Consider the following 18,811-nt stretch of genomic DNA (forward strand, 5'->3'; position numbering starts at 1 on the left):
ATGAAGATTCTTGTTTTCGGCAACATCGGTTCTGGAAAATCCACATTGTCGCGAGTTATTTCAGAGAAGTTAAATGAATTTGAACTAGTCGAAATTGACGATTTTCGGAAACGCTATGGGGACGGAACTATGGAAGCCGAACAAGTCGCGAAACGGAATTTCTACAACGCCATCGTTCCAGAAAAAAATCAGATTATTGAGGTTATGGGTGCCGGGGATACAGGCGAAGCCCTGTTTGAAACAATGCAATCCATGCCGGAGCAGAAACTTGTCATAATATTAAAAACGCCCTTGGAAGAGTGCATTTTACGATTAAAGGAACGTCAATGGGTTGTTCCGTATCCGGCCCCGCCCGAAAAGGCTTTCTCACTTGCCGAAGAAACGGCCCCCCCCTGATCCATTCTGGAGCGATGCATGGGAAATGGTCCCAAATGAGCGCTTGCACAGTCGTTGACATGGATAACATCTCGGAAGAGTCTATCAAAGGGCTTCTCTTAATTATACAGGATATGGAGCAGTTATGAAGCAAGAAGATATTATTAAAACTATGACGGACGAGATGTTCCCCAAGAGCAAGGGGTTGAATGCAGCGCTTTTGATGGGTTCTTTTGCACGAGGAACATTTACGACAAGATCCGATATTGATTTTTCGCTATGGGTGGAAAAGGATGGCTTTGTTGTCGAAGATTTCATCTCGCAACTGAACCTATGCCTTCCGGGTGTCAAGGATATTCGGTTTATAGCCCTTCGTGAGAAGTTTGTCGTGTATTTCTCGGACTGCCCGAAAATGGAGTTGGCGATAACGATGCAAATGAGTGGCCTAGACAAGCATTTCCTTGGTTCAGAAATCGAGGCCAAGGAAAAGAGCATCGTTTTTGCAAATCCTGAGGTCGCCCCCGCTTTAAGGGAACATCTTGACGCGATTCTTTCAGAAAAGAAACAAGGGCTTGATACAAGCAAGAAACGCCTTGTGAAGGACTTGGTGGATAAATTTATATATGAATTTGAAAACGCTTCCGATATGCACAGGAGGAGCGATAGCTATCGATTTTACTTCGATTACAACATCGCTTTACACGTGGCAATCCAACTTTTGTACATTGCCCAGGGGCGAATAGACTTCTATTATTCACCCAGAAACATCACAAAGTTTTTTGACAAGCAGCATAAAGAGGAATTTTTAGAACTAGCTTGCTCTTTGGCTCTCCCGGAAGCGAACAAAAAGAAGCGACAGCTTCTTAATTTCTTCTACAACGCGATAGAATTGTGCGGTTGCCACTCCGAGAAAGAAATAGACGACATCAAGTCGTTTCTTGAATACATCTACCAGAGGGACTATATATGGAATTTCCGCGATCTTTCCATGCTGTGTAAAAAATGCCGGCCTAGGGTTATTTTTCGCTCTTCGAGCTTTAGCCGCTATCAAGATAGCGACGCCTTTAATGTCGCCGTTGAAAAAAATGGGATTACGACCATAGTCGATATACGAGACGAAAAAGAGAAACAGGATAAACCCTACGACAGGAAATTGCTTAACGATTACCATATAAGATACCTCCCGCTTCCAATGGATATCATGCGTTCGTTGGATTACGATTCAGAATTTCCTCACTACTCGGATATGGAAAAGGAATACCGTTGGTTCGCTTTGGGGAACAAGGAGTTTTTCCGTAAGTTTTTTACGGAGATTGACACTTCAAAAGAGGTGATAATGATTCACTGCCATGCAGGGAAAGACCGCACAGGATCGGTTTGCGCCCTCATTGGCTTACTTCTGGGGGAATCTGACGAGGTTCTTGAAAGCGAGTATCTCGAAAGCGAAATGGATGCTGATGTCCGGAATATTCGCTCTTTCATAGCGACAGTCAGGGAATGCGGGGGCGCAGAAGAATTTCTGCTTTCTTGTGGGGTCTCGACGCAGACAATAGAGCGATGGAAGGCCGATACCGCAGTGCGTTAAGGATGAGGCATATGACAACATTATTGGAAAAGTTGCAAAAGATTGAAGATATGGATTCCAGGCGGATTGGCGTATTACTTCGCCATGGCGAACGCGAAGCTATTCCAGCGGGAAGCTATGGAAACGATGTTCTGCTCACCCCAAATGGGGTCGCTGATTCAACCCACTTTGGAAAAACTCTGTCTTGTTTCAAGGTGAACCGCATTTATACAAGCCCTGTTCCACGGTGTGTCCAAACTGCCGAGTGCATAAAAAAGGGGCTTAGCTCTAGTGCCCCAGAAATCATTTACGATGATATGCTTGGAAATCCTGGCTTTCATATCGCCGATGCCGATATAGCAGGCAAGGCTTATCTAGAGTATGGCTGCATGGGCGTCTATGAACGCTTTTCTCGTGGCGAAATTGTAAATGGCCTTGCCTCGGCAGATTTTCTTCGGGTTCACCCCATACAATGGCTTAAGGCCAGAACTTCAGAAAAGGGCATGACACTCTTTGTGACACATGATGCGTCGATAGCTCATTTTGCTTTTGCCAACGGGATTCATGCTTATGATGCTGAGAATTGGATAAATTTTTTAGACGGTATAATTCTTGATTTCACATAAGAACTTCTAGAGGAGTGCAAATAGAATGTCTAAACCTACACTAGCCCTATATGGCATTAAAGACAGGAACAATACTCCCTATCCGTCCTTCGTACATGATCACAACCTGTGCTTAATGCAGGATGGAAAGATTGTTAAATATTTGCAATTGGAGCGATATACACGGAGAAAATACGACAATCGGTTAGACCTCTTCATTGAGGAACTGGTCGATGATGGAACGATTCCATTACCTGACGATTTTGACCTCGTGTGTGTCAATGATTTCACGGGTAACGCATTCATTTCGCATAGCGGAAGGTTGCATTTTGAAGCGAACAGGCTTGAAATTCTCTCCCCAGCATTGACTCCTGCACGGGCATATCTAAACAACCGCGAAGGGTGGGGCGGAAAGGAACTTGCTGCATATTGCTGCTCTCATGAACTAGCCCACATTTCTACCACAATTCCTTTTTATGGAGCATTTAAGGAGAACAGTCTACTCATTTCGTTTGATGGGGCATCCAGTCTTGGCAATTATTCCGCTTTTTTATATCAAGATGGGATGCTCAAATTTGTTGAAAACAATTGGACAGATTTAGGCTTCGCATCAAAACTGTTCAACGACAACAAGCTTGCCTTTCGAACGCTTAATATTGCCCCCTATGCGCACTGCTCAGTTCCTGGAAAGCTGATGGGCTTTGCAAGCTGGGGAACATATCAGCCAGAAATCGAGAACTGGCTTAGGGACAATCATTTCTTTAATGGATGCGGCCGACATCACGGGGTGGACATACTGCGGTCTGCAAAGGAAAGGTTTGGCGATGTTTGTCCAGAATTCGATACCAAGAACCCCTTTTTGCAAGATTGTGCAGCGACATTCCAGTACATTTTTGAAACAGCAGTGTTGACAAAACTTAAATCTCTTCAGGAGAAGTTCCATACCGACTATCTTTACTATGGCGGTGGATGCGCATTGAACATCGTGACCAACTCAAAGATTGTTGAAAGCGGAATGTTTAAGGACATCTTTATCGCTCCATGCTGCAATGATAGCGGGCTAAGCATCGGCGCAGCTGCATTCCTCGAAATGCAAAAGGGGAATAAGATTGAAATTCACAGTCCATACCTTTGTAATGTTGGCTTGCCGCATAATGATTTTGATATTGATGAAAATGAAATTTCCCGTGTAGCGGAAGTTCTTATGAAAGGCGGTATTGTCGGAGTGTGTAATGGTCCGGCAGAAGCTGGTCCCCGGGCACTTGGGAATCGCAGTTTGATCGCACTTGCAAATAGCCAGGAACTCGCAAAAAAAATGAGTATGGAAATAAAACGGCGCGAATGGTATCGTCCAGTAGCCCCGATAATGCTAGAGAAAAACGCAAGGAGAGTTACGGATCAGAAGATTAACGGACTGGCTCGATTTATGCTTATGGACTTTACGATTAAGCCGGAATATAGGGCGCAGATGGCGGGTGTCGTTCACGCAAACGATACGGCAAGAATCCAGACTATTGCTAACGAAAGCGATAATCCCTTTATGTTCCGCCTACTTTCGTATTTGTACGAAAGGCATGGAATCCTCGCTCTTGTCAACACATCATTCAATGTGCAGGGAGAGCCCATTGTGCATACGCCAGAGCAGGCCCTAGAATCGACGAAGCGAATGAACTTGGACGGTCTTGTGTTAAACGGAAAATTTCAAAAAATGGAGAAGTAAGATGAATTGGCGAGATATTAAGGATTCACAAACGGAAAAGCGGTTCTATTACCATGGAGAACCTGTCTTTAAAGTTTTCAAGTCAATCTTGAAATTCCATGAGCCGGGGATCGCTCCCGTAGAGGACGAATCGGGATGGTACCATATCACCGTTGACGGATCCGAACTTTATTCGAGTCGCTATGAACGAACGTTTGGGTTCTATTGTGGTCTTGCAGCAGTAACATCAAAAGAGGGGTGTTGCCATATCGATGCTGCAGGCAAGCCTCTTTACAGCGAGCGCTATGCTTGGTGCGGGAATTTTCAGGAAAATATCTGTCCCGTTCGCAGCAAGGAGGGGGATTATTTCCACATCAATTCAAAAGGAAATCGCCTATACTCGCAAACATTTTTCTATGCAGGTGATTTTAGAGACGGAATAGCCTGCGTAAAGTGCGTCGATGGCATGTGGCGCCATATCAAGGCTGATGGACAGTTCCTAAATGGCAAGGGATTCCTGGATCTGGGCGTTTTTCACAAGAACATCGCTCCAGCCCGCGATGAAAAGGGCTGGTTTCATTCTGATATTAACGGGAACGAACTTTATCCTGAGCGCTATCTGAATATTGAACCGTTCTATAACGGTTTTGCACTCGTAACGAATTTCGACTGGACAAAGAAAATAATTGACGAAAACGGGAGCACAATTTTATGCATTTGAAAAACAAGAAAATTTTAGTAACCGGAGCACTCGGTTTTATTGGAAGGACGCTTTTGGAAACCCTTATTGAGCAGAATTGTGAAGCAGAGCTTTATGGCATAGATATAAAGCCCTTTCCATCAAACGCCAATGCGCTCAAACAGAACATTCGCTACGAGCAACTGGATATCCGTAATAAGGAGTTGGTGCAATCCTATGTCCGAAAGCACAAGTTCGACGGAATCGTTCATCTGGCAGCAGTGAGCCGTGTCGAAGATGCAGAAAACGACAAGAAAAACTGCATCGATACAAATTATAATGGAACCAAATACATCGCTACCGCAGCCGCCGAAAATAGGAGTTCCTGGTTTATTTTCGGAAGCAGTCGTGAAGTTTATGGTGAACAAAAAAATTTTCCTGTTTCTGAAAATGCTGATTTACTTCCGCTCAATATCTATGGCTTTTACAAGCTGGAAGGCGAACGCATCGTGAAAGCCTCATTTGAAAAATATTGCGTTTTGCGATTCTCAAATGTATATGGCAATGCATACGATATCCCCAAACGCGTCATTCCTAAATTCGTTCAAACTGCCTTGCAAGGCGGAGAATTGACACTTGAAGGTGGTGCTCAGATTATTGACTTCACATTCATTGACGATACCGTCAAGTCAATTATAAGATGCATGGAATTTCTAGACGCAGGTAAAATCAAAAAGGAAACTATTCATATCCTGCCAGGCAGAGAAAACAGGATTACAGATATAATTGACATTTTGCGGGAGAAACAAATGTATTTTTCTGTTCTGAAAAAAGATGCCCGCAGCTACGATGTTCAGCAATTCTTAGGGAACTCTAATCACATGCGCGATGTTTTAGAATTGGATCCGAGTCATTTCGTGACTTTAGAAGAAGGTATTGATAAATATTTATCAAGAATTGATTATTAAACCCCTCCCCGGCCCAGCGCTCGGGGAGTTTTTTGTTATATTTGTACATATTTGCTTAATTATGGTGCGCTTGTTTATGTGCAATATGCTTAAAATGATTCTTTTGCTTTCGTGCGCATTGTTTGCTCAGGAAATGCCTTCGCCAGTAGATTCTGTTTCGCAGAATGTTGACGAAGTAGAAGTTGTAAATCAGCGCCACTTGATATATTACGATTCTGGCTTATTTGGTTTTTGTAAAGAATATTACGTAGATGGAAAAGTCGTGGATTTGTCGGAGGTGACACAGCTCCTACTAGAGAACGAAAGTTCCAGACGCGATGCCAAAATCTCGAAGGTGCTTATGGGAATTGGGTACGTATTTGGGGGATTAAGTGGCTTTTTGCTTGGGTATGGATTTGTTCAGTCGCCGCCTTATAGTAAGTACATGTTTATTGGCTCAGCGATTTCTTTTTCTGTGGGCCTTGTCGGTGCGAGAGCATCTTCGCATTATCTAGATAAAGCGATTGACGAGTATTGAAAAAATTTGTTTAATAAGAAAAAAACTAGAAATACAGAGAGCTCCTCATAAAAGCGACATAAAACTTTTTATAAGGTAAGACCCAATGGTTTTAACCTTTTTCATCTAAAATGCTCTTCGGAATTTGCAAAGATTGTGGAGCATTGTGTATATTGTTGACATGGCAAGAAAGTTCCCCATAGGCATACAGACGTTTTCCGAAATCCGGAAAATGAACGCAATCTACGTTGATAAAACCGCGCTAGTCCACAAGTTGGCCGAGGACGGCAAGGTCTATTTCCTTGCACGTCCACGCCGTTTCGGAAAGTCTCTCCTCATCAGCACGCTAGATGACTACTTCAGCGGTCGCAAGGAACTCTTCACGGGGCTTGCCATGGAAAAGCTTGAAACCGAGTGGAAAAAACACCCGGTGCTGCGGTTCGATTTCAGCCGGAGCAAGTACACCAGCTTAAATGTATTGCAGACTCAACTGAATTCAATGCTTTCGGAATACGAGAGCATCTATGGGAAGAAGACCGACGATACGCTCCCGAGCGTTCGCCTGCAAAACGTCATTCTCGCCGCCGAGCAAAAATTCGGCGAAAAGGTCGTGTTCCTTGTGGACGAATACGACGCACCTCTCCTCGACACCCTTGTGGACAAGGAAACCTTCGAGGCGATGCGCCAGACTCTGCGCGACTTCTACAGCCCGCTCAAGAGCCTCGACCCGCATCTGCGATTCATTTTCATCACCGGCATCACCAAGTTCAGCCAACTCTCCATTTTCAGCGAACTCAACAACCTGAAAATCATCTCGATGCTCGACGAATATGCGACCCTCTGCGGCATCTCCGAAGAGGAACTGCACACGCAGATGAAGCCCGAAATCGAGGCGATGGCGCAGGCAATAAACAAAAACTTCGAGCAGGTGTGCGAGGCGCTCAAGAAAAAATACGACGGCTACCATTTCTCGAAAAAATCCCCCGACATCTACAATCCGTTCAGCGTGATGCAGGCGCTACAGGATAAAGACCTCACCAACTACTGGTTCGAAACCGGTACGCCGGCCTATCTGATTGAGCAGATTAGGAATTACAACATCGACCCCGAAACGTTCGCACGCGGCATCGAGGCGACCGTCGAGATGTTCAACGTGCCTGCGGAAAGCAATGCGAACCCGATTCCCGTGCTTTACCAGAGTGGCTACCTTACCATCAAGGACTACGACCCCGAACTGAACATATACACGCTGGCATACCCCAACGACGAAGTGACCGTCGGGTTCTCGAAATGCCTCATGCCGTATTACGCGCTGCCCACGATTGCGCAAAACGACTCCTTCCAGATTAGGCTCGTAAAGGCGCTGCATGCGGGCAACATTGAAGAGGCCCTGCTACAGATGCGGGCGTTCTTCAGTTCCATTCCTTACGATGCCGAGCATCAGGACGAGAACCACTACAAATTCGTATTCTGGCTGATTTTCCGCTTACTCACCGAATTCAACGTCAAGACGGAAGAACGTAGCGCAGCCGGTCGTTCCGATGCTGTTGTGGAAACTAAAAACTCGGTTTACTTATTCGAGTTTAAACTGGACAAGAACGGCTCTGCCGACGATGCTCTGAAACAGATTGATAACAAGGGCTACCTGATACCCTATACCGCGTCACTCGATGCGAACGGCAATCCGAAAAAGCTCTTCAAGATTGGCGTGAGTTTCGATGCCGAAAGGCGCACCCTCGGCGAATGGAAGGTCACGGAAACGTAGAACCGCCCTTGTCCCCCATTATGACCCTACAACAACTTAAATACGCCATCGCTAACAAGGGAGGCAAAGGCGGCAACACCATTTGCTCCGGCGTCATTAGCCACAAGCTCAACGGCCGGAACATTATCGCGAGGCACCTCGATGTTCACGACAAAATGACTGTCGGCTACGTAACGTGAAAAGGCGTTGCCCTTTCCCGTTATGCAGAGGCGTACATTGTCGCCTTAAAGCGACATTTAAAAACCTAAACTGATTTCTGCCATATAGATGCGGCTTTCGTCTTGGCCCGTGTAATAACCGCGTTCTTCACCCCAGGTGGCAATTTGCACCTCGATAAAGCGCAACGCTTCAAGTGCGATACCAGCCGAAGGATAGCCTCCGTGGAAACCTCCCGAAAGGCGAAGCTTCAAGGCGCGCAGGTTGTCGTTGTCGCCCGGAATCGCAAGAAGTACCTGTTCAATTTCCATACCGAAATTGATATGGCTAAGCGTCTTGTAATTGCGCGTCGTCGAAAAGGCGTTTTCGTAGTCGAAGGCAAAATTTACCTTGCGCGAAAATGCGGAATTCTTGTTCAGGAATCGGGGACTGTAAGCAAGGCCCATTGTAAAGTTCGGCACGATGCGTTCGCCTCCGAGTTCATTGAAGAAAATGTTATTGCAGGCGGCGCCCAAGCGAAGCTCTCGAGTTGCCTGGTAAAGAACGCCGAGGTCGATGCCGACACCGATGTCTTCAAATTCAAAGAAGTCCGATGTAGCGTCTTTCACGCGGTCGTTGAGCGTGTCGCCGATTGAGTTGAAGTTCGAAGCATCGACGCTAAAGGATTGGATGATCTGGCGCTTGGCAAGTTTAATGCCTGCGCCGACGGCAAATTTGTCTGTGATGCCGTAGGCACCGCCCATCTGGGCGACTGCATCGATGTAAAAAGTATCCATGCCGAAGTATGGAATAATTAGACCGCCGTCAAAATACGGAGCCATGTTGCCGTCTACCCAGAGGGCCGCTCCGAAGTTGTGGAACGCGAGTTCCGCATCCGCTTTGGCGATCATGTTAAAGAGCATGTGGTCGTACTTGTTGATCTTTTTGGTGAGCTCGGGATGCTTGGAAAGAGAGTCGGCTAACGCCTGGTCGATGCTTGCGCCTCCATTGCGGTCAACGTCATCCTTAGCGGATTCATAAAGATCCTGAATGTCGTTAAAGATTTCATAGATGTCTTGGGCATCATAAAAAGGCCCTGCACCGCCGATGTTCAAACGCATGTCGATGTCGTTGCTCGGGTAAAATCCGGTTTCTGGACGGATGTCGTAATGGCCGAGTCTTCCCATTTGGTTCAAACCGGCGTAGTTGTAGTAGATGGCTTCTTTACCGTCGACAATCGCGACGTGAGCATTACCCATGGCGTAAGCGCGCAGAGATTTATGACGCGGACCTTGGGCTGCGAAAGCGGATATGGCACAGGCGAGAATCAGAAGGCGTGTAATTATTTTCATGGGTGAGCCTCCTATCGATTCCTAAACCATTCTTTGAAGGTTTCTTGGGTGTAATTGTTCCAACATCTGCCGATGCGCAACTGTCGAGTTTTGAGCGGATATTGAATATGGGTAGAATCCGTGTCCAAGGAAATGGCGTGACGCAGATTTACCATGGAAGTGTCATCCAAATCCAGCTGTTCAAAATCCTTGGCAAAGTAGAAACGGTTGTTGGAAAGAAGAATCCGTTCGCCCTTGTCTTCCTTGAGACCGTTCATGTCGTGGTCCAAGCTGTCAACGCCTACGCCGACGATTGTTTCTGTATCGGTGACTTCTAGCGGAACGAGTCGTAAATCTTCATCCACGTAGCCGTCGCCGTCATTATCGTAGCCGTCCAAGATTTCTTCGTCTACGCAACCATCTCCATCGTTATCGATGCCGTCTCCAAGCTTGTAGAAGGAAACGGACTTTTCGACGGTTTCAGCGTCCGACTGCAAATCGTCTCCCAAAATTTGGGCTTTCCCGGTAGAATCGTCGATTTCAAAAAGGTCGGAATTGCTCAGACTGGAGGATGCTGCCGGAAGTACTGCGTCAAACAGCTGGGTCAAGTCTCCCTTAAGAGAATCCACGCTTGCGTTGAATTGGGCTAAAACGGCCGGATCCAGCAAGGCTTGGTCGTACAGAGACTGTAGGTCAAAGGAAAGGGATCGATCCTCGTTGATAGAAATCTTGATGAACGAAGAATTCGTGTAGCGGAAGCGCAGGATCGTGTAGGCGAATTCGAGAATCGCATGGCTTGCCGAGAAGTTCGAATAGGTGACGGATCGGTCGGAAAGCTTGAGGGAAGGATCCTGCTCGGTCAGCGTGTCGCGACGGATCAGTTCACGCAGCGGAATAAGGCTGCTGTTCACCGCCTTGAAGTATTTGGCGACTTCCGAGGAATCGAGATTCATCAGAGGAATGTCGGTGTCTGCATACAGCTCGTGGATGAGATTGTACGGGTTTCCAGCATATAAGTAGAGATTTGCCTTGGAAAGCCCAAGCCAGGCTTCGGACAAGGTCGAATCTTTTTGGATTGCCTGCTTAAAAAAGTTTGCTGCATTTGCATATTCGCTGTTGCGGAAACAGTTTTGACCTTCATAGGTCATCATGGATGCGTCGCTCGTGTCCACCGAAACATCGTCCGATGGATCAAAAAGATTACATCCAAACAAAAGTAATGCGGCCCCTAATCCTAAATATGCAAATTTCATCCTGAATCTCCCGAATCCGTCAAAAGCGACTGAATTCACATCAAAAAATAGTTTCATCTTTAAAAAAACCAAAAACAAAAAGGAATTTCAGTTCATATATTTGGCTTTGTGGATGCTAATTTGGAATATTTTCCGACCCTCGCCTATAAACGCTCGGTCCTTTGGATGCGCTCGGTTCTTTCGGGCGAAAAAGAGCGTTTGGACGCCATTGCCCAAAAAATAGGGCGGGAATGTGCTTTGAACGAAGATAATTTTGCCGAAGAATTGCCGAATATCATCCATTTTTGCGAGTCTTACCAGAATGCTTTTATGCGTTACTTGGCCGCAGTCTTGCCGCAGCACAAGTCGGGCATCCAGTGCAAAGCGGGCTGCGGAAACTGCTGCCATCATTTTCCGATGTCGGTAGAACCCTTTGAATTGATTGAATTTTACGCGGCCATTCGCAAAAGCCCGAATCTTCTCTCTTACTTTGAAGAATGCCTTTTTCGTACCAAGACGTATTACACTTTGCTCGAAAAAGGAACAGAGCTTGGCGAAGAAGATCCGGAAGACTATGCCCTTGTGAATTATTTTAACAAGGGCCTTGCATGTCCGTTCGTATTTCAATCGGGTAGTTGCGGCTTTTATCCGGCCCGTCCGGTGACGTGCCGCATGTATTTTAGCGAAACTCCGAGCGAATTCTGCGTGCCGGAACATTTGCTGACAGAACGGAACCATAGCTTCATCGTCTATTTGCCGGATGATGTAGAAGAGCAGATCGCCGATGTTTCGGCGCATTATGCGGAACTTTCCCTGCCGGAAGGCCTTTATGAAGGTATCCTTGCTTTGAACGTGTTTGAACCTTCCTTTGCCAAAATGGAAAGCGTGTTGGAGAATCGGAATGAGTGAAGGCGCTTTCCAAACGGATCTCTTTGGCGGTATTAAACGTTTTTTTTCGGGAGGAGAATCGGAAAAAGTCGAAGAAGCGCCACCGCAGATTTCTGGCGATGGAACCGTTCTTTTTCGCTATGCGGATCGCTTAAAGAAAAGCATTCGCTGCCGCAAAAAGAATTTTGAAAATCTTTACGAGCTCGAACTGCCCGGTTACATGAAAACGGAAGAGTTTTACCCGGTGCGCGAACTCGCTGCGGAATGGGCCCGCGTGACTTTTAAGCGGAAAACCGCTTCCAACAAGCAAAAATCGCGCGACTTGCTTGCTCGCATTTGGAAGGCGACGGATCAAATTCTCACCGACATAGGACAAAAACCGGTTATCGGGAATACCCGTTTTCCGCCGATCCGCCCCGTGGGAAACGTGCATGATTTGAACAAGGTCTTTGCGGCTATCAATGAAACCTATTTCCAAGGGGAATTACAGGCTCGCATTACGTGGAGCAACCGCGTCGGCGGTTTGAGTTTTCATTCGAAGCGCACGGATCCTTTGACCGGGGAAGAGGTAAATCTCATCAGCATCAGCCGCGGTTACGATTTTGAGAATTGTCCGTTGTATGCGGTTTTTGGCGTCGTTTACCATGAATGCTTGCACGTTGTGATTCCGCCGGTCATGGAGAATGGACGCCGTATCGTGCACGGCAAAAACTTCCGTCAGCGGGAACGACGCTACATTTATTATGAACAGTGGATCAAATGGCATAAGGAAGTGCTTCCGAAGAATATCCGGATGATGCGCCGGGCCAAAAACTTTTGGTGAGGGGACGGTGAAACTTCGCGTTCCTTCTTTTTACTCGGATTTTCATTGTATTGCAAGCGCTTGCCATGATACCTGCTGTGCTGGTTGGGAAGTCGATGTCGATGTGGATTCGCAAGCGCGTTATGCCAAGGTCTCTGGAACTTTTGGCGAAGAACTCCGCTCTAAAATCGTCGATGGACATTTTGTTTTGACGGCAAACGAACGCTGCCCGTTTTTAAATGCTCAGAATCTGTGCGAAATTTATTGCCATCTGGGCGAAAAGGCGCTTTGCGATATTTGCCGGGAACATCCACGTTTTGTCGATGTCTTTGGAGATGTCGTAGAGCAGGGCGTTGGACTTTGTTGCGAAGAGGCGGTGCGTCTGCTTTTGAATGCAAACGCTCCGCTTTCTTTCATAGAAAAAGAAATCGAAGCGGACGAAGAATTTTTGGACGCGGAATCCTTGGACGCTCGCAATTCCATGTTCGAAATTCGCACAGAAATTTTCACCCGTCTCGCAGACCGAAACCGTTCTCTCTCAAAACGACTCGCTGACATTCTGCAGTTCACGGCAAGCTTTTCCGCCGAAGAAAAGGTTTGCCCTGCCGCAGATTTACGCACCATTTGGAAGCATCAGACTGCCGTTCTCCTGCAGGGCGAAAGCCTTGGTGCGGAATGGGACTTTGCCAAATCCCAAATCGCACAAGCTTTAGAAGAAAGAGGCTTTGGAAAAGGTTCTATTCCGTGGACGGAGTCCGAGGGCGAAAAAATCGTCGCCTATCAGATTTTCCGCTACTTCGCCAAAAGCCTTTACGACGGTGACATGCTTTCAAAAGTCAAGTTCGCCGTTTACTTCTTTCTCGTTCTGCAAAACTTTGGAGGGGAGCTTTCTTCGGTGCAAAAGGAGCCTTCTTTGCAGATTTGCGCGGTCAAGCTTCTTTCAAAGCAACTGGAATATTCTGACGAAAACATGGATGCCCTGGCTGACGCGTTCTTTTCGAATTCTTATTTTTCGACAGGAGCCTTTTTACGGCTTTTGGATGAAAACGCATGATTCGATGCTTGGGAATTCTTTTATGGATTGTGGGACTTGCTTTTGCGGAAACGGAGTTCTCGCCTGATTCCGTCATTACGACATTCCCAGATAAAATTTCCATTCAATTCCTTGCACGTTACAATTATGCCGCTTTTAGCGGTGCCAGTACCGATGATGAACAAATGCAGACCAACTGTCCGATCGATCTCGGTTTGGGGGGCGGGTATGGCGATTTTACCTGGAGCACTTTGTTCACGTTTTCATTCGGCACCGATCAAAGCAAACCGCGTACGCAGGCGACGAATTTACAGTTCAATTATTTCGGCGACCGCATTTTTGGGGATCTTTTCTTGAAAATCAATGACGGGTTTTATTACCATAACGATTCCCTGGATGAATACGTTCCGTACAAATTACGCGTTATCGAAATCGGCTTGGACGTGAATTACCTTTGGAACAAGGAACATTCTTTGCGATCCGTGTATTCGCTCGACCGCAGACAGTGGAAGCACAACGGCAGCTTTGTTTGGGGCTTTGGCGTCTTTTACAACGGTATTGTTTCGCGGGATTCCGTCCTTTCCTTTTACGAAGATTACCAAGGTTTTTTGCATGCAGGTCCAGACATTGGCTATTCGCATAACTGGGCCTGGAAAAACGGCTTCTTCATGAATTTGATGATCGTCGGGTCGGTTTCCCTTGGCATGAATATGACACGCAAGGAATGGATGCAGTTCTACCAGGTTTTCCCGAAATTTGCCGCGGGTTACCACAGCGATACGTGGTCGGTAAACTTCCCGTTCTTTGTCTCCGTTTTGCACTTAAATGAAAACGACGGCGAAATCGACGATATCTTTATGGAGGCGTCGGGCGGTTTTATGGTAACAAAACGTTTTTGATTGTTTGCGCCAAGGCTTGGACGTCTGTAAAAGCGTCCACTGGCAAACAGAAAACTTCTTTTGACAGTCGATAGGCGTTTGTGTTTGAACGGGCGTCTTCTTTCGTTTTTTCAAAACGGGCAAAGCACGGCTCTGCCGACAGCGGACTGTTGTAATAAATGCGCGTCGGAACGTTTGCCTTGGAAAGCTTTGGAAGAACAGCCTCCCGATCTTTACAAGTCACCGCGTACTGCGCGTAAATGCTCGTATTGCCTTCCGAAATTTTTGGAATTTCAAAGCCCGGAATCGCGCTGAACAAGGCGCTGTACGTCGCCGCGTTCTTTTGACGTCTTAAAAGCTCTTCTGCAAAGTGCGCATGCTTTACATTTAAAATCGCGGCCTGGAGAGCGTCTAAACGGCTGTTCGTTCCAATCGTCTGGTAATGGTCTTCTGGATTTCGACCGTGAGAAGCATACATGCGGACTTGAGCAGCTAGAGCTTTGTCCGAAGTCAAAATGGCGCCTGCGTCCCCGTACGCACCAAAAGGCTTGGTCGGGTAAAAACTGGTTGCGGCGATTGTCGAAAGGCTTCCGGCGCCTTTCCCATTTTGCGTCGCCCCAATGCTTTGCGCCGCATCTTCCAAAATCCAAAGGCCGTGCTTTTGGGCAATCGCCTGTAATGCCTTGTAATTAGCGCACTGTCCAAAAAGATCAACCGCGATAATTCCGACTGTTTTAGAAGAAATACGCTCTTCAACAGAACTCGGTGAAATCAAAAAGTCGAGGCCGATATCTGCAAAGCGGGGGATTCCTCCAAGGAGCGCAACCGCATCCGCCGTGGCGACGAAAGTGAAATCCGGAACGATCACCTCGTCTCCCGGTTCAAGTCCTAAGGCGGCAAGCGCAAGGGTCAGCGCACTTGTTCCGCTTGCGCAAGAAATCGCTTCGCTTACTCCGGTGCTTTTGCAAAGAATATTTTCAAAATTTTGGACTTCAGGCCCGCCGATCAAAGTGCCGCTTTCCAATACGGAAAAAATGGCGGCATCGATTTCTTCTTTATAGGCTTTGTATTGGGCACTCAAGTTCACAAACGGAATCATGCCGTAAAGTTACAAAATCTATTTTACTAGGCATGCAAAATCCAATTCCTTATGGAGATCTCTTCCCTGCGGTACGTGAGGCGAGTGCCGCGGAACTCCGCTATTTTAGCGAAGGCTACGACGTCCAGATCAAAAAGGACCGTACTCCCGTCACCTCGGCCGATCTCGCGGCGAACAAAATCCTCGTGGACGCTTTGCAAAAGCTCTATCCCGAAATCCCGGTCGTCTCGGAAGAATTCGACAAGCCCAATCCGGAAACCTTGAAAAAGGCTTTTTTCTTGGTGGATCCGCTCGACGGTACAACCGACTTTATCTCGGGACGCAAGGAATTCACCGTGAACGTTGCCCTCGTGGAACAGGGAAAGGTCGTGCTTGGAATTGTCGCCGTTCCCGCTTTGAACGAACTGTATTACGGCTACCGTGGCGAGGCTTTCTTCGCTCCCTTAGATGACGCAGGTTTGCTGAACAAGCGCACTTTGCATGTCCAAGACCGATACCGCCCGTTCATGCCCGGGCGCAAACCTCGGGTGCTCGTCAGCGTGACTCATTCCGATTCTTGCACCTTGGACCACCTTCGAAAGATCGCGGGAGTCGAGCTCCCGGTTGGATCGAGCCTCAAGTTTTTGCGGATTGCAGACGGCTTTGCCAATTACTATCCCCGAAACTTTTCCCTGCATGAATGGGATATTGCAGCAGGGCATGGAGTACTGAAAGCCGCAGGGGGGAATGTTTACTGTTTTGGGACGGAAAATGAGGTCGGATATGGGCAAAAAGACTTCGTTTGTCCCCCTTTTGAAGCGTATTGACCCCCAAAAACGGCTCTTTTGAGCACTTCATCTTGACTAATTGCTCATTTTTTTTTAATATTGTCGCAACATTTTAAGGTTTTCACCCGGAGATATAAAGGTGCCAAATCATCAGTCTTGCAAAAAGCGTATTCGTCAGACCAAGAAGCTGACCGAAATCAACCGTTCTGTCCGTTCCGCTATCCGCACGAGTCTTAAGACCATCCGTACGGCTAGCGATAAGGACGCTGCCCTCAAGGAAATGCCGAACCTCTTCAGCATGCTCGATAAGGCTGCTGCAAAGCATCGTGCAGGTTTCAACGCTAACCGCGCTGCAAACTACAAGGCTAAGGTGGCTCAGGTGATTAACGGCTTGGCCGCTAAAGCCTAATTAAACGCTTGCTTTAATGTGAGACCGCTGACATTTTGTCTGCGGTCTTTGCTTTTTTTGCGGCTTTTCGCTTTTTTGATTATATTTTTGTTAGATTATTTGAAAACTTCAAGGAAGAAGAATGTCATCTATTAACTTCGCTACTCGTGAAATTAGCTGTAAGGTCGTTTACTACGGCCCTGGGTTGAGCGGCAAGACGACAAATCTTCAAGTGATCCATCAAAAGATGCCTCAGGACAAGAGAACCGATATGGTTTCCTTGGAAACTGAAGGTGACCGCACTTTGTTCTTCGATTTTCTCCCGCTGAATTTAGGCGATATCAAGGGCTTCAAGACAAAGTTCCAACTTTATACGGTTCCTGGTCAGGTTTACTACAACTCGACACGTAAGATTGTGTTGCGTGGTGTGGATGGTATTGTTTTCGTCGCGGATTCTCAGCGTTCTCGCGAAGCGGAAAATTTGGAAAGCTTGCAAAATTTGCGTCAGAACTTGGAAGATTACGGGGTAAATCTCGATGAAATTCCGCTGGTTTTGCAGTACAACAAGCGTGACATGGAAAATGTGTTCACTCTTGATGAAATGAACCAGATGCTGAATCCGAAGTCCATTCCGTTCTTTCCGGCTACGGCGCATAATGGTAAGGGTGTTGTGACGACGTTGAAAGCGATTGCGATGCTCGTGATCCAGCGCTTCAACTTGAAGCAGGGATTCCTCCGCAAGGCGGCAGACAGTGCCCATAATACCGGCGTTCATGACGTGACCGTGGGGAAGGAAGGTGTGTCTGTGGCTCCTGCAGTGGCTCCGGCTCCGAAGCCTGTAGAAGCTCCTGCAGCTCCGTTCCCGGCCGGTTCGATGCCGGACCTCGGCTCGTCGTTAGGTTCTTCTGCGGCGTCCCCGTTCCGCATGCCGAACTTTGTTTCTCGTGCGGCGGCGAACGAATCAGCCAATCGCGGAGGCTTGTTCCAAAAGAGCGCATCTCCGTTTGGACGTCCTGTTGCTCCGACCCCGAAGCCCAGTCCTTTCGGAAAGTCTGCACTCGATTCGGGTGACAAGGGCATATCCGATGATGACATTGAACTTCGCCCGTACATCCCTAAGAAGAAGTAATTGAGGAGCTATTGAATGAGCGATTTTACTGTATATACGGATGATGCGGACCGCGTTCGCCGCCTGATGCAGGCCTATTTGACGAATGTCAAGGCGGACTATATCATGCTCGTGCATCGCGACGGTTCCGTGATTTCGGAAGTCGGTTCCATTGGAATGGATACGACTCCTCTTGCTGTTTTGAGTACCGCTTCATTTGGCAGTGCCCGTCAGATCGGAGCCATGCTCGGCGAAGGGGAATTCAAGTCGGTTTCCTATACGGGTGAAAAACGCTCCATTTATATCGCCCCGGTCGAAGACACGCTGTTGCTTGTGCAGATTTTTTCTGGCAACAAGCTTCCGAATCGTATTGAGGATTACAACAAACTGTTGGTAGAGAAATTGGTGGAGGCTGTGCCCGCGTTCACGCAGAATACGAGCAAGATCCGCCGCTAGGAGTTCCTGGTGCAAGGCTTGCCTCCCATTCGCTACATTCGAAAGACGACCTTGTTTTTTTTGGTCGTCTTTTTGTGTTTTATCGCCCATCGCATTTTTGTTTCGGTGAATGATCTCGAAGCGAAAAAGGCGCATCAGACAGATAAAGATTCCAAGGCTCCTTACAGTGTGGTCTGCCGTAATATTGTCGGCGGTCTTCCGTTTGGCGTGGATTCTGTGTTTCAGGTCCATACGCGTTTGCACTATTATTCGGCGGTTCCAAAACTTTTGTGGGATGTTCCAGTGGAACGCAAGATCAAGCATATCTGGTTCAACGGGGCGGATACCGTCCAGCAGGTTTTTTGCGTGATGGCGGATACGACTTGCGAAAGTTCCATCGCCCCTGTTTTGCTTGCTCCTGGCGAATGGAGCGTCGATGCGGTAGAAGGGCGTCGTCTTTTGTCCAGCCGCCAGTTCAAGGTTGAGCCTGCAAGGGAATAATCCTTGCCACTGTTATTTCTTTTCATTTGTGTGTTGTGGATTCCGGGCCTTGTAGGGGCGGCG

The 18,811-nt window shown here is 47.3% G+C and carries 19 protein-coding genes and 1 pseudogene; 17 read left to right on the forward strand and 3 right to left on the reverse strand.

Annotated elements, in window-relative coordinates; genetic code table 11:
• From BGX16_RS12515 to BGX16_RS12550, 8 genes are all read left to right on the forward strand, one after another.
• Window positions 1-396, forward strand: coding sequence for an AAA family ATPase (locus tag BGX16_RS12515; RefSeq protein WP_100426348.1), 396 nt, complete (start codon window positions 1-3; stop codon window positions 394-396).
• Window positions 397-520: 124 nt separating this feature from the next.
• Window positions 521-1,960 carry a tyrosine-protein phosphatase gene (locus tag BGX16_RS12520; protein ID WP_100426349.1) on the forward strand — a complete coding sequence of 480 codons (1,440 nt, stop codon included), beginning with the start codon at window positions 521-523 and terminating at the stop codon, window positions 1,958-1,960.
• Between the two features lie 11 nt (window positions 1,961-1,971).
• Window positions 1,972-2,565: a histidine phosphatase family protein gene (locus BGX16_RS12525; protein WP_157798046.1), complete on the forward strand. Its 594-nt coding sequence runs from the start codon at window positions 1,972-1,974 to the stop codon at window positions 2,563-2,565.
• Window positions 2,566-2,590: 25 nt separating this feature from the next.
• Window positions 2,591-4,264, forward strand: a complete 1,674-nt coding sequence (locus tag BGX16_RS12530; RefSeq protein WP_100426351.1) for a carbamoyltransferase C-terminal domain-containing protein — start codon at window positions 2,591-2,593, stop codon at window positions 4,262-4,264.
• Between the two features lies 1 nt (window position 4,265).
• Window positions 4,266-4,964: a WG repeat-containing protein gene (locus BGX16_RS12535; RefSeq protein WP_100426352.1), complete on the forward strand. Its 699-nt coding sequence runs from the start codon at window positions 4,266-4,268 to the stop codon at window positions 4,962-4,964.
• A complete protein-coding gene (locus BGX16_RS12540) occupies window positions 4,955-5,890 on the forward strand; it encodes an NAD-dependent epimerase/dehydratase family protein (protein WP_100426353.1) in 936 nt (311 codons plus the stop codon). Before BGX16_RS12535 ends, BGX16_RS12540 begins: the two co-directional genes overlap by 10 nt.
• Window positions 5,859-6,407 (forward strand): hypothetical protein, encoded by a 549-nt coding sequence (locus tag BGX16_RS12545; RefSeq protein WP_198514922.1) that lies wholly within the window; start codon window positions 5,859-5,861, stop codon window positions 6,405-6,407. The genes BGX16_RS12540 and BGX16_RS12545 overlap by 32 nt, the downstream gene beginning before the upstream one ends.
• Before the next feature lie 160 nt (window positions 6,408-6,567).
• Window positions 6,568-8,151, forward strand: a complete 1,584-nt coding sequence (locus tag BGX16_RS12550) for an ATP-binding protein (RefSeq protein ID WP_100426355.1) — start codon at window positions 6,568-6,570, stop codon at window positions 8,149-8,151.
• 236 nt (window positions 8,152-8,387) lie between these two features.
• Here the strand turns inward: BGX16_RS12550 and BGX16_RS12560 are convergent, their stop codons facing one another.
• On the reverse strand, window positions 8,388-9,638 hold the full coding sequence (locus tag BGX16_RS12560) for an outer membrane protein transport protein (protein ID WP_100426356.1): 1,251 nt from the start codon (window positions 9,636-9,638) through the stop codon (window positions 8,388-8,390).
• An 11-nt stretch (window positions 9,639-9,649) separates the two neighbouring features.
• A complete protein-coding gene (locus BGX16_RS12565; RefSeq protein ID WP_157798047.1) occupies window positions 9,650-10,870 on the reverse strand; it encodes a hypothetical protein in 1,221 nt (406 codons plus the stop codon).
• 108 nt (window positions 10,871-10,978) lie between these two features.
• Between BGX16_RS12565 and BGX16_RS12570 the strand changes: the two genes are divergently transcribed.
• Genes BGX16_RS12570 through BGX16_RS12585 form a run of 4 tightly spaced genes read left to right on the forward strand, consistent with a single transcriptional unit; the run spans window position 10,979 to window position 14,471 of the window.
• Window positions 10,979-11,758, forward strand: coding sequence for a YkgJ family cysteine cluster protein (locus BGX16_RS12570; protein ID WP_100426358.1), 780 nt, complete (start codon window positions 10,979-10,981; stop codon window positions 11,756-11,758).
• The gene (locus BGX16_RS12575; RefSeq protein ID WP_100426359.1) at window positions 11,751-12,560 is read left to right on the forward strand and encodes a hypothetical protein; all 810 of its coding nucleotides are present in this window, start codon (window positions 11,751-11,753) and stop codon (window positions 12,558-12,560) included. Before BGX16_RS12570 ends, BGX16_RS12575 begins: the two co-directional genes overlap by 8 nt.
• 7 nt (window positions 12,561-12,567) lie before the next feature.
• Complete coding sequence (gene fliB, locus BGX16_RS12580) at window positions 12,568-13,593, forward strand: flagellin lysine-N-methylase (RefSeq protein WP_100426360.1); 1,026 nt, start codon at window positions 12,568-12,570, stop codon at window positions 13,591-13,593.
• On the forward strand, window positions 13,590-14,471 hold the full coding sequence (locus tag BGX16_RS12585; protein WP_100426361.1) for a DUF4421 family protein: 882 nt from the start codon (window positions 13,590-13,592) through the stop codon (window positions 14,469-14,471). The genes fliB and BGX16_RS12585 overlap by 4 nt, the downstream gene beginning before the upstream one ends.
• Here the strand turns inward: BGX16_RS12585 and BGX16_RS12590 are convergent.
• Entirely contained in the window at window positions 14,449-15,549 is a 1,101-nt protein-coding gene (locus BGX16_RS12590; protein ID WP_100426362.1) for a DegT/DnrJ/EryC1/StrS family aminotransferase, read from the reverse strand. The two genes, BGX16_RS12585 and BGX16_RS12590, sit on opposite strands and share 23 nt — an antisense overlap.
• 32 nt (window positions 15,550-15,581) lie before the next feature.
• Between BGX16_RS12590 and BGX16_RS12595 the strand changes: the two genes are divergently transcribed.
• The 5 genes and pseudogenes from BGX16_RS12595 (at window position 15,582) to BGX16_RS12615 (ending at window position 18,748) form a co-directional block, all read left to right on the forward strand.
• The gene (locus tag BGX16_RS12595; RefSeq protein WP_100426363.1) at window positions 15,582-16,355 is read left to right on the forward strand and encodes a 3'(2'),5'-bisphosphate nucleotidase CysQ family protein; all 774 of its coding nucleotides are present in this window, start codon (window positions 15,582-15,584) and stop codon (window positions 16,353-16,355) included.
• Window positions 16,356-16,455: 100 nt separating this feature from the next.
• Complete coding sequence (gene rpsT, locus BGX16_RS12600; RefSeq protein WP_100426364.1) at window positions 16,456-16,725, forward strand: 30S ribosomal protein S20; 270 nt, start codon at window positions 16,456-16,458, stop codon at window positions 16,723-16,725.
• 121 nt (window positions 16,726-16,846) lie between these two features.
• Window positions 16,847-17,434: pseudogene (locus BGX16_RS15300) on the forward strand (GTP-binding protein); the annotation flags it as partial.
• Between the two features lie 414 nt (window positions 17,435-17,848).
• Entirely contained in the window at window positions 17,849-18,268 is a 420-nt protein-coding gene (locus BGX16_RS12610; protein WP_100426366.1) for a roadblock/LC7 domain-containing protein, read from the forward strand.
• A gap of 9 nt (window positions 18,269-18,277) precedes the next feature.
• Window positions 18,278-18,748 carry a hypothetical protein gene (locus tag BGX16_RS12615; RefSeq protein WP_100426367.1) on the forward strand — a complete coding sequence of 157 codons (471 nt, stop codon included), beginning with the start codon at window positions 18,278-18,280 and terminating at the stop codon, window positions 18,746-18,748.
• The last annotated feature ends 63 nt before the right edge of the window (window positions 18,749-18,811 follow it).

The sequence above is a fragment of the Hallerella succinigenes genome (assembly GCF_002797675.1).
Lineage (GTDB): Bacteria > Fibrobacterota > Fibrobacteria > Fibrobacterales > Fibrobacteraceae > Hallerella > Hallerella succinigenes.

Excerpts from the sequence above, each read along its gene's own strand:
- BGX16_RS12515 (WP_100426348.1), top strand. The coding sequence starts at position 1 with ATGAAGATTCTTGTTTTCGGCAACATCGGTTCTGGAAAATCCACATTG.
- BGX16_RS12520 (WP_100426349.1), top strand. The coding sequence starts at position 521 with ATGAAGCAAGAAGATATTATTAAAACTATGACGGACGAGATGTTCCCC.
- BGX16_RS12525 (WP_157798046.1), top strand. The coding sequence starts at position 1,972 with ATGACAACATTATTGGAAAAGTTGCAAAAGATTGAAGATATGGATTCC.
- BGX16_RS12530 (WP_100426351.1), top strand. The coding sequence starts at position 2,591 with ATGTCTAAACCTACACTAGCCCTATATGGCATTAAAGACAGGAACAAT.
- BGX16_RS12535 (WP_100426352.1), top strand. The coding sequence starts at position 4,266 with ATGAATTGGCGAGATATTAAGGATTCACAAACGGAAAAGCGGTTCTAT.
- BGX16_RS12540 (WP_100426353.1), top strand. The coding sequence starts at position 4,955 with ATGCATTTGAAAAACAAGAAAATTTTAGTAACCGGAGCACTCGGTTTT.
- BGX16_RS12550 (WP_100426355.1), top strand. The coding sequence starts at position 6,568 with ATGGCAAGAAAGTTCCCCATAGGCATACAGACGTTTTCCGAAATCCGG.
- BGX16_RS12560 (WP_100426356.1), bottom strand. The coding sequence starts at position 9,638 with ATGAAAATAATTACACGCCTTCTGATTCTCGCCTGTGCCATATCCGCT.
- BGX16_RS12565 (WP_157798047.1), bottom strand. The coding sequence starts at position 10,870 with ATGAAATTTGCATATTTAGGATTAGGGGCCGCATTACTTTTGTTTGGA.
- BGX16_RS12575 (WP_100426359.1), top strand. The coding sequence starts at position 11,751 with ATGAGTGAAGGCGCTTTCCAAACGGATCTCTTTGGCGGTATTAAACGT.
- BGX16_RS12585 (WP_100426361.1), top strand. The coding sequence starts at position 13,590 with ATGATTCGATGCTTGGGAATTCTTTTATGGATTGTGGGACTTGCTTTT.
- BGX16_RS12590 (WP_100426362.1), bottom strand. The coding sequence starts at position 15,549 with ATGATTCCGTTTGTGAACTTGAGTGCCCAATACAAAGCCTATAAAGAA.
- BGX16_RS12595 (WP_100426363.1), top strand. The coding sequence starts at position 15,582 with ATGCAAAATCCAATTCCTTATGGAGATCTCTTCCCTGCGGTACGTGAG.
- BGX16_RS12610 (WP_100426366.1), top strand. The coding sequence starts at position 17,849 with ATGAGCGATTTTACTGTATATACGGATGATGCGGACCGCGTTCGCCGC.